Annotated in this window: 16 protein-coding genes; 8 read left to right on the forward strand and 8 right to left on the reverse strand. The window is 66.0% G+C overall.

The features are described 5' to 3' along the window. The first annotated feature begins 59 nt into the window (after positions 1 to 59). Together KNJ79_RS16400 and tgt are read left to right on the forward strand one after the other, a co-directional pair. The gene (locus tag KNJ79_RS16400; RefSeq protein ID WP_317151872.1) at positions 60 to 548 is read left to right on the forward strand and encodes a hemerythrin domain-containing protein; all 489 of its coding nucleotides are present in this window, start codon (positions 60 to 62) and stop codon (positions 546 to 548) included. A 46-nt stretch (positions 549 to 594) separates the two neighbouring features. After that, positions 595 to 1,719, forward strand: coding sequence for a tRNA guanosine(34) transglycosylase Tgt (gene tgt / locus KNJ79_RS16405; RefSeq protein WP_317151873.1), 1,125 nt, complete (start codon positions 595 to 597; stop codon positions 1,717 to 1,719). A gap of 2 nt (positions 1,720 to 1,721) precedes the next feature. On the opposite strand, the gene KNJ79_RS16410 is transcribed toward tgt, so the two are convergent. Next, entirely contained in the window at positions 1,722 to 1,892 is a 171-nt protein-coding gene (locus KNJ79_RS16410) for a NepR family anti-sigma factor (protein ID WP_317151874.1), read from the reverse strand. Between the two features lie 211 nt (positions 1,893 to 2,103). On the opposite strand from KNJ79_RS16410, the gene KNJ79_RS16415 reads away from it, so the two are divergent. After that, positions 2,104 to 2,895, forward strand: coding sequence for a response regulator (locus KNJ79_RS16415; RefSeq protein ID WP_089215498.1), 792 nt, complete (start codon positions 2,104 to 2,106; stop codon positions 2,893 to 2,895). A gap of 31 nt (positions 2,896 to 2,926) precedes the next feature. On the opposite strand, the gene queA is transcribed toward KNJ79_RS16415, so the two are convergent. The 5 genes from queA to KNJ79_RS16440 form a co-directional block, all read right to left on the reverse strand. Next, positions 2,927 to 3,988 carry a tRNA preQ1(34) S-adenosylmethionine ribosyltransferase-isomerase QueA gene (gene queA / locus KNJ79_RS16420; protein WP_317151875.1) on the reverse strand — a complete coding sequence of 354 codons (1,062 nt, stop codon included), beginning with the start codon at positions 3,986 to 3,988 and terminating at the stop codon, positions 2,927 to 2,929. 138 nt (positions 3,989 to 4,126) lie between these two features. Beyond that, a complete protein-coding gene (locus KNJ79_RS16425; RefSeq protein ID WP_317151876.1) occupies positions 4,127 to 4,921 on the reverse strand; it encodes a peptidylprolyl isomerase in 795 nt (264 codons plus the stop codon). Between the two features lie 85 nt (positions 4,922 to 5,006). Next, a complete protein-coding gene (coaD, locus tag KNJ79_RS16430; RefSeq protein ID WP_317151877.1) occupies positions 5,007 to 5,513 on the reverse strand; it encodes a pantetheine-phosphate adenylyltransferase in 507 nt (168 codons plus the stop codon). Further along, positions 5,513 to 6,436: a polyprenyl synthetase family protein gene (locus tag KNJ79_RS16435; RefSeq protein WP_089215495.1), complete on the reverse strand. Its 924-nt coding sequence runs from the start codon at positions 6,434 to 6,436 to the stop codon at positions 5,513 to 5,515. The genes coaD and KNJ79_RS16435 overlap by 1 nt, the downstream gene beginning before the upstream one ends. 3 nt (positions 6,437 to 6,439) lie before the next feature. Beyond that, positions 6,440 to 6,703 carry an exodeoxyribonuclease VII small subunit gene (locus KNJ79_RS16440; protein WP_317151878.1) on the reverse strand — a complete coding sequence of 88 codons (264 nt, stop codon included), beginning with the start codon at positions 6,701 to 6,703 and terminating at the stop codon, positions 6,440 to 6,442. A 73-nt stretch (positions 6,704 to 6,776) separates the two neighbouring features. Between KNJ79_RS16440 and KNJ79_RS16445 the strand changes: the two genes are divergently transcribed. The 4 genes from KNJ79_RS16445 (at position 6,777) to KNJ79_RS16460 (ending at position 11,257) form a co-directional block, all read left to right on the forward strand. After that, entirely contained in the window at positions 6,777 to 7,430 is a 654-nt protein-coding gene (locus tag KNJ79_RS16445; protein ID WP_317151879.1) for a hypothetical protein, read from the forward strand. Between the two features lie 251 nt (positions 7,431 to 7,681). Further along, the gene (locus tag KNJ79_RS16450; RefSeq protein WP_317151880.1) at positions 7,682 to 7,978 is read left to right on the forward strand and encodes a hypothetical protein; all 297 of its coding nucleotides are present in this window, start codon (positions 7,682 to 7,684) and stop codon (positions 7,976 to 7,978) included. Positions 7,979 to 8,061: 83 nt separating this feature from the next. Continuing rightward, positions 8,062 to 10,305 carry a phosphoribosylformylglycinamidine synthase subunit PurL gene (gene purL, locus KNJ79_RS16455; RefSeq protein ID WP_317151881.1) on the forward strand — a complete coding sequence of 748 codons (2,244 nt, stop codon included), beginning with the start codon at positions 8,062 to 8,064 and terminating at the stop codon, positions 10,303 to 10,305. A 205-nt stretch (positions 10,306 to 10,510) separates the two neighbouring features. Beyond that, a complete protein-coding gene (locus KNJ79_RS16460) occupies positions 10,511 to 11,257 on the forward strand; it encodes a DUF72 domain-containing protein (RefSeq protein ID WP_317151882.1) in 747 nt (248 codons plus the stop codon). Positions 11,258 to 11,398: 141 nt separating this feature from the next. On the opposite strand, the gene KNJ79_RS16465 is transcribed toward KNJ79_RS16460, so the two are convergent. Further along, entirely contained in the window at positions 11,399 to 12,214 is an 816-nt protein-coding gene (locus KNJ79_RS16465) for a Coq4 family protein (protein WP_317151883.1), read from the reverse strand. A gap of 142 nt (positions 12,215 to 12,356) precedes the next feature. Here KNJ79_RS16465 and KNJ79_RS16470 point away from each other — a divergent pair, with 142 nt between their 5' ends. After that, complete coding sequence (locus tag KNJ79_RS16470; protein WP_317151884.1) at positions 12,357 to 13,610, forward strand: DUF418 domain-containing protein; 1,254 nt, start codon at positions 12,357 to 12,359, stop codon at positions 13,608 to 13,610. On the opposite strand, the gene KNJ79_RS16475 is transcribed toward KNJ79_RS16470, so the two are convergent. Beyond that, positions 13,604 to 14,011, reverse strand: coding sequence for an Hpt domain-containing protein (locus KNJ79_RS16475; RefSeq protein ID WP_089215487.1), 408 nt, complete (start codon positions 14,009 to 14,011; stop codon positions 13,604 to 13,606). The two genes, KNJ79_RS16470 and KNJ79_RS16475, sit on opposite strands and share 7 nt — an antisense overlap. Positions 14,012 to 14,097: the final 86 nt, after the last annotated feature.

The raw sequence follows: 14,097 nt of genomic DNA on the forward strand, positions 1-14,097 counted from the left end.
AACCGTGCCGCCGATCGGCCGTTCCGACCTGCGAACTTACTCGCAGAACGGAGCATATCATGGCCGAGACCAAAATCTTCGCCCGGCTGAAGGCCGATCACGACCGCCACCGCAAATTGCTGCGTCAGATCGACGAGACGCACGGCGACAGCCCCGAGCGCGAAAAGCTGTTCGAGGCGTTCCGCGTCGAGGTGACCGCGCACGCCGCGTCGGAGGAAATGTCGCTCTATGCGACGATGCTCGCCAAGCCCGGCCTGCGCGACGACGCGCAGCACAGCGTCTCCGAGCATAAGGAGATCGAGGATATGCTGACCGAACTCTATGAGATGGACTTCGCCTCGACCGGCTGGCTCACCCGCTTTCGCACGATGAAGGACCGCTATCTCCACCATATCGACGAGGAAGAGGACGAGATGTTCCCCGCGGCCGAAAAGGACCTCCCGGAGGCCGAAAAGTCGAAATTGCTCGCGACCTTCGAAAAGCAAAAGCCGAAGGAGAAGGTCAAGGCCGCCGAGGAGGAGCCGTCGAGCGACGACGAGCGCGAATAGGGCCGGCGCTCGACTTTCGGGCGCCCGCCCGCCATAGGCGCGCCCGATGACGACACGATTCGCCTTCTCGATCGCCGCGACCGACGGCGCGGCGCGCACCGGCACGATCCGCATGATGCGCGGCGACATTCGCACGCCGGCCTTCATGCCGGTCGGGACCGCCGCGACCGTGAAGGCGATGCGCCCCGCCGAAGTACGCGCGACCGGTGCCGACATCATTCTGGGCAATACCTATCATCTGATGCTGCGCCCCGGCGCCGAGCGCGTCGCGCGGCTCGGCGGGCTGCACGGCTTCATGGGGTGGGAGCGGCCGATCCTGACCGACAGCGGCGGTTATCAGGTGATGAGCCTGTCGGCGCTCACCAGGCAGAGCGAGGAAGGCGTCGCCTTTCAGAGCCACCTCGACGGCTCGCGCCACATGCTCACCCCCGAACGATCGATGGAGATTCAGCGGCTGCTCGGCAGCGACATCGTGATGGCGTTCGACGAATGCCCGCCCAACGGCGTCGACGCAAAACGGGCGGAGGCGAGCATGGAGCGCTCGATGCGCTGGGCGGCGCGCAGCCGCGCGGGCTTCGACGCGGGCGAGGATCATGCGGCGCGGTCGGCGCTGTTCGGCATCCAGCAAGGCTCGCTCGATGAAGCGCTGCGCCAGCGGTCGGCCGACGCACTGATCGACATCGGCTTCGACGGCTATGCGATCGGCGGGCTGGCGGTCGGCGAGGGGCAGGAGGCGATGTTCGGCGTGCTCGACTATGCGCCCGCGCAGCTACCCGCCGGCAAGCCGCGCTATCTGATGGGGGTGGGCAAGCCCGACGATCTGGTCGGCGCGGTCGCGCGCGGGGTCGACATGTTCGATTGCGTGCTGCCGACGCGCTCGGGGCGCAACGGGCAGGCGTTCACCTGGAACGGACCGGTCAATATCCGCAACGCCAGACATGCCGAGGATCCGGGCCCGCTCGACGCGGCGTGCGACTGTCCGGTGTGCAGCAGCTGGTCGCGCGCCTATCTGCATCATCTCGTCCGCTCGGGCGAGATGCTCGGCGCGATGCTGATGACGCAGCATAATCTGCATTTCTATCAGGCGCTGATGCAGGCGATGCGCGAGGCGATCGCCGCAGGGCGTTTCAAGGAATTTCAGAGCGATTTCGCGGCGCGCTATCGCCGCTGAGGTCAATCGAGCTTGGCGAGCAGATCGAGCATCGACTTCGGAATCGATTCGTCGAGCGCAGACTCATAGGCACGGCGCAGGGCGATGTTGACGTCCCGCCCCTTTCCCGACACCTTCTTTTTGGCGTCTTTTCCGGCAGCCTTATGGTTGGGCGAACCGGATTCAGACGACATTATCGCGACATCCGTTGGACATGGGGCCTTCTGCTAACCGCGCCTTTACCAAATCGCAATGGCACTTGAACCTTTTATATGAAACCATTTTATCGCCGAATCGTTCCACTTCGGTAAAATTATGCCGAACGCGGATGGATTTTTTATTGCCATCTGCGGGTTTCTGCGGATTTCAAGCGGGCGAACCGTCTGCATCAGGAGGGTAATTTCTATGTCACTGGGCCAGGCGATCGCGCCGCATCTCCCCTATCTGCGGCGCTATGGCCGCGCGATTTCGGGAAGCCAGGCGAGCGGCGACGCGCTCGTCGCGAAATTGCTCGAAACGCTCGTCTCGCATCCCGACGCAATCGACGCGGGCGGCGACCTTCGAATCCAGCTCTATCGCATGATCCACGACAATTTCGGGGTGATCGCCGAAGCCGCCGCTGCCGACGAAGCGGCGGCTCCCGACGCGCGGATCGCCGACGCGCGGCTTCGCCGCATTCCTTCGCTCGCGCGGCAGGCGCTGCTGCTGACCGCGGTCGAAGGCTTCAGCGAAGCCGAAACCGGCCGGATCATCGGCCGCGACGTCGATGATGTCCACAAGCTGGTCGCCGACGCGATGGACGAGATCGACCGCCAGACGCGTGCGCGCATCCTGATTATCGAGGACGAGCCGATCATCGCGATGGACATCGAAATGATCGTCCGCGACCTGGGGCACGAGGTCGTCGCGGTGGCGACGACGCACCGCGAGGCCGTCGCCGACGCACAGACGCACCAGCCGGGCCTGGTGCTCGCCGACATCCAGCTCGCCGACAATAGTTCGGGGATCGAGGCGGTGCAGGAAATATTGAGCGAGACGAAGGTGCCCGTGATCTTCATCACCGCCTTCCCCGAACGGCTGCTCACCGGCGATCGGCCCGAGCCCGCCTTCCTGCTCACCAAGCCCTATCAGCCCGCGACGCTGCGCGCGGCGATTTCGCAGGTGCTGTTCTTCGACGAGAGCACGGTGCCGGCCTGATCGCCGGCGCCGCGGAAGGGCATGGTCGCCGCTATCGCTCCGGCAGCAGCAGGCTGGAATCGCCATAGCTGTAGAAGCGGTAACCTTCCGCGATCGCGTGGCGGTACGCCGCGTGCATCACGTCCAATCCCATCAGCGCGCTGACCAGCATGAACAGGGTCGATCGCGGCAGGTGGAAATTGGTCATCAATCCGCCCACCGCGCGAAAACGATAGCCCGGCGTGATGAAGATCGACGTGTCGCCCGCGAAGGGCGCGATCGTGCCGTCGGTCCGGGCCGCGCTTTCGAGCAGGCGCAGGCTGGTCGTGCCGACCGCGATAATCCGCCCGCCGGCGGCGCGCACCGCGTTAAGGCGCGCCGCGGTCTCGGGCTCGATACGGCCCCATTCGGCGTGCATCACATGATCGTCGGTGTCGTCGGCCTTGACCGGCAGGAAAGTGCCCGCGCCGACGTGCAAGGTCAGCGTTTCGGTGGCGATGCCGGCGGCGGCGATCGCGTCCAGCAGGCCAGGGGTGAAATGCAGCGCCGCGGTCGGCGCCGCGACCGCGCCGTCATGCTGCGCGAACATCGTCTGATAGTCGGCGCGGTCGGCGTCGTCGGTGGCGCGTTTGCCCGCGATATAGGGCGGCAGCGGCATCGTGCCGGCGCGTTCGAGCAGCAGCTCGACGGGCTCGTCGCCCGCGAAGGCGAGTATGAAGCTGCCGTCGGCGAGCCGCTCCTCGGCGACCGCCTCGACCCCCGAACCGAAATCGACCGTTTCGCCGACGCGCAGCCGTTTGGCATTGCGGACGAACGCCTGCCAGCGGCGCAGGTCGACGCGCTTGTGCAGGGTGGCGCCGATCTTGGCCCCCGGCGCGCTCGCCGCGCCGTCACGTCGAACGCCCCGTTGGCCTTCGAGCTGCGCGGGGATGACGCGCGTGTCGTTGAAGACGAGGCAGTCGCCCGCGCGCAGCAGCGCGGGCAGGTCGCGCACCCCCGCATCGCGCATCGCGCGGCCTTCAACGACGAGCATCCGCGCCGCATCGCGCGGCCGCGCCGGGCGCAGCGCGATCCGCTCAGGCGGAAGGTCGAAGTCGAAATCGTCGACGCGCATCGGCTGAAGTCCGTTCGGCAGATTGAACCGTAGCCCTGAGCTTGTCGAAGGGCGCCTATCGACGAGAAGCGCCCTTCGACAAGCTCAGGACTGATTTCGATTGGGGCAGGCCCCGCGGAGCCCTCCCCTGCGCCTCGCTTACCGGATCGGCGCGTTGAGATCGTCGGCGGAGATGTCAGGCGCGGCCGGCTTGTCCTCGACCAGCATCGACGCGGGCGGCACGGGCTTCTGGTCGGCGGCGACCGACACCTGGACCATGCGCGACATCACTTCGGGCGGCTCGCCCTTATGGATCGCATCGACATATTGCATCCCCGACACGACGCGCCCGAAGACGGTATAATTATGGTCGAGCGAGAAGCGCGGCTGGAGCATGATGAAGAACTGGCTGTTGGCGCTGTTCGGATCATTGGCGCGCGCCATCGAGACGGTGCCGCGCAGATGCGGCTTGTCGTTGAATTCGGCCTGAAGGTCGGGCAGGTCCGACCCGCCCTGCCCGGTCGCGGTCGGATCGCCCGTCTGCGCCATGAAGCCGTCGATCACGCGGTGGAATTTTACGCCATTGTAAAAGCCCGAGCGCGCGAGCTGCTTGACGCGCTCGACATGGTGCGGCGCGACGTCGGGATAGAGCTGGATCACCACGCGGCCACCGGTCGAAAGGTCGAGGTTCAGCATATATTCGGGGTTGCCCATATATTGTTCGGGCGTGATCGTCGGCGCGGTGGGGGGTACCTCGGTCGGCGCGGCATCGGCGGCCTCGGGTGCCTCGGCGGGCGGTGCCTCGGTCAGCGGCGGCGGGGCCGGCTCGGGCGGTTCGGCGGGCGCTTCGTCCGGGTTCGGCGAGGGCGCGGGCGGCACCTCCTGCGCGACGGCCGCTACCGTCAGTCCGAGCGCCATCGCGGCCAGAAGCAAGGGGCGGAAACTGAATGTCATATCTCGTCGACCTTTGTCACTATATCCGTCTGGCGCCCCGTCCGGCGCGGCCTAGCGGGAAAAAGCTGAATGCTCAATGATCGGCTTAGCCCTCGCCCTGCCGTAGCCCGCGTTCGGCGATGCGGCGCTCGACCGCCTCGCGCACCGCTGGGGTCACGAACTTGTGGATCTCGCCGCCGAAGATCGCGATTTCCTTGACCAGCCGCGACGCGATCGGCTGAAGCCCGACGTCGGCCATCAGAAAGACGGTTTCGATGCGGTCGTTGAGTTGCTGGTTCATCCCCGCCATCTGATATTCATATTCGAAGTCGGCGACCGCGCGCAGCCCGCGCACGATCACCGTCGCCCCTTCGCGCTCGGCGAAGTCCATCAGCAGCGAATTGAAGCCGACGACGTGAATGTCGCCCTCGATCGCCTCGACCTCGCGCCGCACCATCGCGATCCGCTCGTCGTCGTCGAACAGCGGCGATTTGGCGATGTTGGTTGTCACGCCGATGACGAGCCGGTCGACGAGCTTCGCGCCGCGCCGGATGATGTCCATATGCCCGAGCGTGATCGGATCGAATGTTCCGGGATAAACCCCAATGCGCATCAACGGTCCCTTTCCACCACATAGCGCGCGATGGCGCGCAGCAGCGCGGCCTCTTCGCCGAAATTCGCGAGATGATCGACCGCCTGCTCGACGAGCAGCCGCGCCTGTTCGCGTGCGCGGCCCAGGCCCATCAGCGTCACGAAGGTCGCCTTGCCCGCCGCATCGTCCTTGTGCAGCGCCTTGCCCGCGAGCGCCTCGTCGCCTTCGACGTCCATGATGTCGTCGGCGATCTGGAAGGCGAGCCCGATGTCGCGCGCATAGCCGCGCAGCGGCCGGCGCCCTTCCTCGGGGATGCGCGCGAGGATCGCCCCCGCCTCGACCGAAAAGCCGATCAGCGCACCGGTCTTGAGCTGCTGGAGCCGTGTCACCGTGCGCAGGTCGAATTCGGCGGTCTCGGCCGCGAGATCCATCATCTGCCCGCCCGCCATGCCCGCCGGTCCCGCGGCGTGCGCGAGTTCGCGGATCAGCTCGGCGCGCACGAACGGATCGCTGTGCGTCGCGGGATCGACGAGCCATTCGAAGGCGAGTGCATGCAGCGAATCGCCCGCGAGCACCGCGGTCGCCTCGCCGAACGCCTTGTGTACCGTCGGCTTGCCGCGGCGCAGATCGTCGTCGTCCATGCAGGGCAGATCGTCGTGGATCAGCGAATAGACATGCATCGCCTCGACCGCCGCCCCGACGCGCAGCGAAAGCGCGCGATCGACGTGATAGAGATCGCCCGCCGCGCGCGCGAGGAGCGGGCGCAGCCGCTTGCCGCCGCCGATCGCGGCATAGCGCATCGCTTCATAGAGCGTGCTGCGCGGATCGGCGGGGATCGGGAGGAGCTGGTCGAACAGCGCGTCGATACCCGATGCGACGTCGGCCTGCGCCGCGCGCAGCAACAACGCCGCTTTCGCCGAATCATCCCCGACGAGCTCCGCCACCGGTCAGCTTTCGCCGAAGAGCGTGGTTCCCGCCGGCGCGCCGTCGGCGCCCAGGCTGACCTGTTCGATCCGCGCCTGCGCGGCGGCGAGGCGCGCTTCGCAATGCGCGCGCAGCGCATGGCCGCGCTCGTAAAGCGTCACCGATTCCTCGAGGCTGACGTCGCCGCTTTCGAGCCGCCGCACGATCGATTCGAGCTCGCCCATCGCGGCCTCGAACGACAAGGAGGCGATGGCGGGGGCGGCGGGGGCGTCGGGCAGATCCGTCATGGCCCCTGCTTTGGCCCCTTCGCCCCCATGCGGTCAAGCTTGACGTCGCCAGCCGGGGCGATAGCTTCCGTTCATGTTCATCGGCCATTTCGCCCCGGCGCTGGTCGCCGCTTCGCGCCCGCGCGCCGCGGGGCTCGGCACGCTGTTCGTCGCGGCGCAGCTCGTCGACATCGGCTTTGCGGTGCTGCTCGTGCCGGGGGTCGAGGCGATGCGCATCGTCCCCGGCATAGCCGCGATGAACCCGATGGACCTCTATCATATGCCCTATACGCACAGCCTGCTCGGCGCGATGCTGTGGGGCTTGCTGTTCGGCGCCGCCGTCTGGTTTGCGACGCGGCGGCGCGAGGCGGCGATCGGCGCGGGGCTCGTCGTGCTGTCGCACTGGCTGCTCGACCTCGCCGTCCACATCCCCGACCTCACCCTGTTCGGAGCGCCGCCCAGGCTCGGGTTCGGGTTGTGGAACCATCCGGAAATCGAAATGCCGCTCGAGATCGGGCTCGCGGGCGGGGCGCTCCTCTATTATGCGCGCCGCACCGGCAGCGAGCGCGGCAACGGCCGGCTGTGGGTGCTCGCGGCGCTGCTCGCGCTGTTTCAGGCGATCGACTGGTTCGGGCCGAAGCAATCCGCCTATTCGCTCGCGATTCCGGCGACGATGCTGTTCGCCTATGCCGCGCTCGCGCTCGCCGCCTGGTGGGCAGGACGCGGACGCGCCGCCGCCGCGCGCTGAAGCCAGAGCCTGTCCGGTTCAAGTGGAATCAATTCTCACCGTAGCCCTGAGCCTGTCGAAGGGCGCCTCCCGACGAGAAGCGCCCTTCGACAAGCTCAGGGCTTCGGTTCAAGCTGAACAGGACGGTCTCCAGCACAATCCCGTTTCGACTTTTTGCAATTGCCTCGCCGGCCAAAGCGGGTCATGTTGCACTGCACAACACAAGAGGGGCTTAAAGGCAAGTTTTGTTCTCAAAGACAAGGACTTGCATCATGAAAACCATTTTCCTCCCCATCGCGCTCGGCTTTGCAGCGCTGGCGCCCGCCGTCCATGCCGAAGAGGCCGCGCCGCAGCGGTTCGAGCATGACGGCCACATCTACAGCTACACGGTCGAAGAAGCCGACGGCTACCGCGTGATCCGCGGCGTCGAAGAGCGCACGGGCAAGACGTTCAAGCTGCGCGTCGGCGAACATCGCGTGCGCGGGACGGTCGGTTCGCAGCAGGTCAGCTTTTCGCTGCGCGACGTCCAGCCGCTCGACAAGCCCGCGACGACGCTCGCCTCGCGCTGAGCCGGACATATTTGGACCCCATGCGGCCGGTTTCGGCCACATGGGGTCTGTTCCTATCGCGCGCGCGACGCTAAAGGCGCGCCATGACTCAGCCCGCGCCCGCCATCACCCCCGAAATCGTCGCCGACCATGGGCTTTCGCCCGAGGAATATGAGCGCGTCCTCCACGCGCTCGGGCGCGAACCGAATCTCGTCGAACTCGGCATCTTCTCGGTCATGTGGTCCGAGCATTGCAGCTATAAAAGTTCGCGCATCCACCTGAAGAAGCTCCCGACCGAGGCGCCGTGGGTGATCTGCGGCCCCGGCGAGAATGCCGGCGTGATCGACATCGGCGAAGGGCCGGACGGCAAAAGACTTGCCGCCATCTTCAAGATGGAGAGCCACAACCATCCGAGCTATATCGAACCCTATCAGGGCGCGGCGACGGGCGTCGGCGGCATTTTGCGCGACGTCTTCACCATGGGCGCGCGGCCGGTCGCGAACCTCAACGCGCTGCGTTTCGGCCGCCCCGACCATCCCAAGATGAAGCATCTGATCTCGGGCGTCGTCCACGGCATCGGCGGCTATGGCAATTGCGTCGGCGTGCCGACGGTCGGCGGCGAGGTCAATTTTCACAGGGCCTATGACGGCAATATCCTGGTCAATGCGATGACCGTCGGCGTCGCCGAGCAGGACAGAATCTTCTATTCGGCGGCATCGGGCGTCGGCAATCCGATCGTCTATGTCGGCTCGAAGACCGGGCGCGACGGCATCCACGGCGCGACGATGGCGAGCGCCGACTTCGGCGAGGATGCCGAGGAAAAGCGCCCCACGGTGCAGGTCGGCGACCCCTTTACCGAAAAGCTGCTGATCGAGGCGTGCCTCGAGCTGATGGCGTCGGACGCGATCGTCGCGATCCAGGACATGGGCGCCGCGGGGCTGACCAGCTCGTCGGTCGAGATGGCGTCGAAGGGCGGCGTCGGCCTCCACCTCAGGATGGACGATGTGCCGCAGCGCGAGACCGGCATGACGGCCTATGAGATGATGCTGTCGGAAAGCCAGGAACGCATGTTGATGGTGCTCAAGCCCGGCAAGGAAGAGTTCGCCAAGGCGATCTTCGAGAAATGGGAGCTCGACTTCGCGGTCATCGGCACCGTCACCGACACCGGCCGCATGGTGCTCGAACATCATGGCGAGATCGTCTGCGATATTCCGCTTGGCCCCCTCGCCGACGACGCGCCGCTCTATGACCGGCCGCATGTGCCGACACCGAAACAGGCACCGCTGACCGACGTTCCCGAAACGAAGAATGTCGCCGCCGACCTCAGGACGCTGATGGGCACCCCCGACATCGCGAGCCGCCGCTGGATCTGGGAGCAATATGACAGCCAGGTCGGCGCCGACACGGTGCAGACCGGCGGCGATGCCGCGCTGGTGCGTATCCACGGGACGAACCGCGCGCTCGCGATGACGACCGACTGCACCCCGCGCTATTGCTATGCCGATCCGTTCGAGGGCGGCCGCCAGGCGGTCGCCGAAAGCTGGCGCAACATCAGCGCGGTCGGTGCGACGCCGCTCGCGATCACCAACTGCCTGAACTTCGCCAACCCGCAGCGGCCCGAGATCATGGGGCAGATCACCGGTTGTCTCGACGGCATGGGCGAGGCGTGCCGCGCGCTCGACTATCCGATCGTGTCGGGCAATGTGAGCCTCTATAACGAGAGCAAGGCGACCGGCGGCGGCAGCGCGATCCTGCCGACCCCCGCGATCGGCGGCGTCGGGGTGATCGACGATCTGGGCAAGGCGGTCGGCATCGGCTTCAAGCGCACCGGCGACATCGTCCTCGCGGTCGGCGAGCGCATGGGCCATCTCGGCCAGTCGATCTGGCTGCGCGAAATTTTGGGCCGCGAGGAAGGCCCGCCGCCGCCCGTCGACCTGAAAGCCGAAAAGCGCACCGGCGATTTCATCCGCGACGCGATCAATGCCGGCTGGATCACCGCCTGCCACGACGTGTCCGACGGGGGCGTCGCGGTGGCGCTCGCCGAAATGGCGCTGAAGTCGAACATCGGCGTGCTGGTCAGCGAGGAGCAGCCCTTCGGCGTCGCCGAGAGCTTCTTCGGCGAGGATCAGGGCCTCTATCTCGTCACCGTCTGCGACACCTGCCTCGCCGACTTCCTCGATGCCGCGGGCCGCGCCGACGTGCCGGTCGACCCGCTCGGCCGCACGATCAAGGACCGCATCGTCTTTGAACTGCCCGAAAGCGATCATCAGGTGACGCTGGCCGAACTGCGCGAGGCGCACGAAGGCTTTTTCCCGAATTTGATGGGGGCCGACGCGGCGCTGGCCTGAGATGCCTGCAAGAACGACTCGCACAAAGCCACGAAGCCACAAAGGGGTGCGTAGCTGCGACGTCATGCGCCGATGCGCGTAGCACTATAACGGGCGGCCCTCGCAAAGGGCGATGAACGTCGGATCGGCCCACCCCCTTTGTGGCTTCGTGGCTTTGTGCGAGATTAGGAGACAAGCACAGCCGTTCGCGGGAGAGAACCGAGTCATGAGCATCCATATCGGCATCGGCGGCTGGACCTTTGAGCCGTGGCGCGGGACCTTCTACCCGCCCAAGCATCCGCAGAAGCGCGAACTGGAATATGCCGGGCAGCATCTGACCGGCATCGAGATCAACGGCACCTATTACGGCAGCCAGAAGCCCGAGACCTTCGCGGGCTGGGCGGCATCAGTCCCCCACGGCTTCCAATTCAGCGTCAAGGCGTCGCGTTTCTGCACCAACCGCAAGCAGCTCGCCGATGGCGCCGCCTCGGTCGAGAAATTTCTGACGCAGGGGCTGACGCGGCTCGGCGACCGGCTCGGCCCGATCCTGTGGCAGTTCATGGCGACGAAAAAGTTCGAGCGCGACGATTTCGCCCGCTTCCTCGACCTGCTTCCCGACACGCAGGACGGCCTGCCGCTGCGCCATGCGCTCGAAGTGCGGCACGAAAGCTTTCGCGATCCGGCGTTCGTCGAACTCGCGCGCGAGCGGAACATGGCGATCGTCTTTGCCGACAGCGACGAATTTCCGTGTATCGACGAGCAAACCGCCGACTTCACCTATGCCCGCCTCCAGCGATCGCAGGACGATGTCGAAACCGGCTATGCCGGCGAGGCGCTCGACCATTGGGCGGAGCGCGCGCGCGGCTGGGCCGCGGGCGGCCGCGACGTCTATCTCTTCTTCATCGCCGGCGCCAAGGTGCGCAACCCCGCCGCGGCGCAGGCCTTGATCGCGAGACTCGAGCGCGAGCCATAAAGGATCGCGCGTTAAATCGGGATTCCATAGTTTCCGTTCGTGTCGAGCGAAGTCGAGACACCCATCGACCTTGCGCTATCGCGAGGGGCATCTCGACTTCGCTCGATGCGAACGGATAAAATTCAATGTCCGATGGCCCGATCAGGCCGCCTGCGCGAGCTCTGGCACCGCGCCCGCCTCGGCCGCTTTCTTGCCGAGCAGATCATAGGGGTCGATGCCGTCGGCGCGCATCATCGCGTGGACCTGCTTGTAGGTCGCGGGGTCGGCGATGCCGAGCCGCGCGCGCGCCGCATCGAGCGGTTCGGCGAGCAGCGCCGCAATGTCCTGATGCGCGATCGGCTGGGCCGCGCGGCCGATGCGCTGCCCCTCCCGAACCGCGGCGTAGATCGGATAACGGCTCCCGAGACCCTTGCGGATCTCGCGCGCGCCCGCCCAGGCGATGAACAGCGTTCCCCAGCCGGGGTTCTGGCTGTACGAAAAGGCGAGCACGCACTGTTCGCCGAGCGCGTCGCGGCCATAGCCGGTCAGGATGTGGAACAAGTCGTGCGTGTCGCGCAGCCGCTCGCCATAGAGTTCGAGCTGGTCGTCGTACCGCGGCTTGCCGTGGCGGAATTTCAGCGATTCATCGACCAGCCCCTGCGCGGTCAGCCCTTCGCGCTCCATGAAGTCGACATAGACGCGCCCGACGCTGCCCTCGGGCAGCTTGCGCAGCGCGTCATGGTCGTCGAGCATCGCGGGCAGACAGGGACGCTCGGCGAGAATCTTCCTGCCCTCCGCGGTCGCGAAAAACGCCCGCGCCGAACGATCGAAACGCCTGTCGCGCAGCGCGTCGATGATGTGGAACACCTGTTCGGTGTCCTCCTTGTCGGCGATCAGCTTGCGGAAATAGTGCAGCGCCTTCAGCGGGCGGAAACCCGTGTCGATGCGATCGGGGTGAGAGAAGGGGAGCGTGGTCATGTCGGGTCTCGCGCAGAATCACATTGCACTCAATCTATCACTACTGACATAAATGTCAATACATCTTTGCAGCGGCCCGCAAAGCGCTGGACCGCGCGGCGCTCAAGGCGTAGTGTCGCAGCAATACAGCAGGGGAAAGACCATGGCCGCATCGCCGCAGCCGACGCGGTATCAGAGCCTTGATGCCATTCGCGGCGTTGCGGTGATGGGGATTTTGGCGATGAATATCGTCGCCTTTGCCCTGCCCTTTTCAGCTTATGCGAACCCCGCCGCAGGCGGGCCGCCGGGCAGCGCCGACGTCGCGACATGGTTCTTCAATTTCGTGTTCGTCGATTCGAAGATGCGCGGGCTTTTCTCGATGCTGTTCGGGGCGAGCACCTTGCTCGTCATCGACGGCGCCGCCTCTGCGGGCCGCAGCGCAGCAGGCACCCATTATTCGCGCATGTTCTGGCTCGCGCTTTTCGGCCTCGCGCATTTCTATCTGATCTGGTTCGGCGACATCCTCTTCCTCTATGCGATGTGCGGGCTGCTGCTTTTCCTGTTCCGAAACCTTTCGGTGAGGGCGCTGCTTCTCTGGTCGATCCCCTTCTTCCTGATCGGCATCGGCCTGCCCGCCAGCCTGTGGTCGATGCTGTCGATGGCGCAGACGGGCAGCTTGCCGCCCGAAGCGGCCGCGGGAATGAAGGAGGCGCTCGCGCAGATGAACGCCGACATGGGCCCTTCGACGCCGGCCTATGCGAAGGACATGGCGCTTTATCTCGGCAGCTATTCCAGCATCGTCGCGCATCGCACCAGCGAAATGGCCGGCGACCCGCTTTTCTTCCTCAGCCTGTTCCTGTGGGAAACAATGGGGTTGATGCTGATCGGCATGGCGCTGTTCAAATCGCGCATGCTGACCGGCGAGTGGGAGGCGGCGCGCTATCGCAAATGGGCGCTGATCTGCTTCCTGGTCGCCGCGCCGCCGCTGGCGGGCCTTGCCGTCTATCAGATGCGGGCGGGTTATGATGCGGTGGCGATCTTCGGCTCGACGATCGCGCTATCGGTGCCGTTCGACACGCTGATGACCGTCGGCTGGGCGGCGCTGATCATGCTGCTGATCCGGACAAGGGCGAGCGCGTCCGTGCGCGTGCGGCTCGCCGCGGCGGGGCGCATGGCCTTTACCAACTATCTGACGACCTCGATCGTCATGACGTCGATCTTTTACGGCTATGGCCTGGGCCTGTTCGGCAGCGTCGGACGCGCGGCGCTCTATCTCTTCTGCCTCGGCATGTGGGCGGCGATGCTGCTGTGGTCGAAGCCGTGGCTCGACCGCTTCCATTATGGCCCGTTCGAATGGCTATGGCGCAGCCTGGCGCGTGCGAAGCTGCAACCGATGCGGCGGCGCGCGCTTCAATAGCTGGGAGCAGCGCGGCCGAAGCTGGCCGGGCGGCGCTGGACGAGCGGATTGGCCTCGCGTTCGAGCGCGCCGAGCGTTTGCTCGAACAATGTGCGCAGTTCGACGACGCGCGGCAGATATTCCTCGGGGCTGACCTGGCTTTCGACGCAGCGGCGCGCGAACATTTCGATGTCTTCGGACAGCGCGCCGAGCCGTTCGGCGCCGAACTGGCGCGCCTCGCTCTTCAACGTATGCGCAGGCATGACGAGGCCGCGCGCGTCGCGGGCGCGCATCGCCTCCTCGATCGCGGCGACCGACTTGGTGCCGTCTTCGCGAAAATAGCCGAGAATCCGGATGAACGCGGCGCCCAGCTGGCTACGCGTCGCGCGGAATTCCTCCCAATCGACCAGGGTCTCGTCCAACGTTGCGTTCCTCGGTGTTCAAAATCGGTCCTTGGTCCCGGCGCCTTCATGCCGAAAGGGGGTAAAAAAGGCGTTACAGCCGAAGC

It is taken from the genome of Sphingopyxis indica (assembly GCF_032879645.1).
Lineage (GTDB): Bacteria > Pseudomonadota > Alphaproteobacteria > Sphingomonadales > Sphingomonadaceae > Sphingopyxis > Sphingopyxis indica.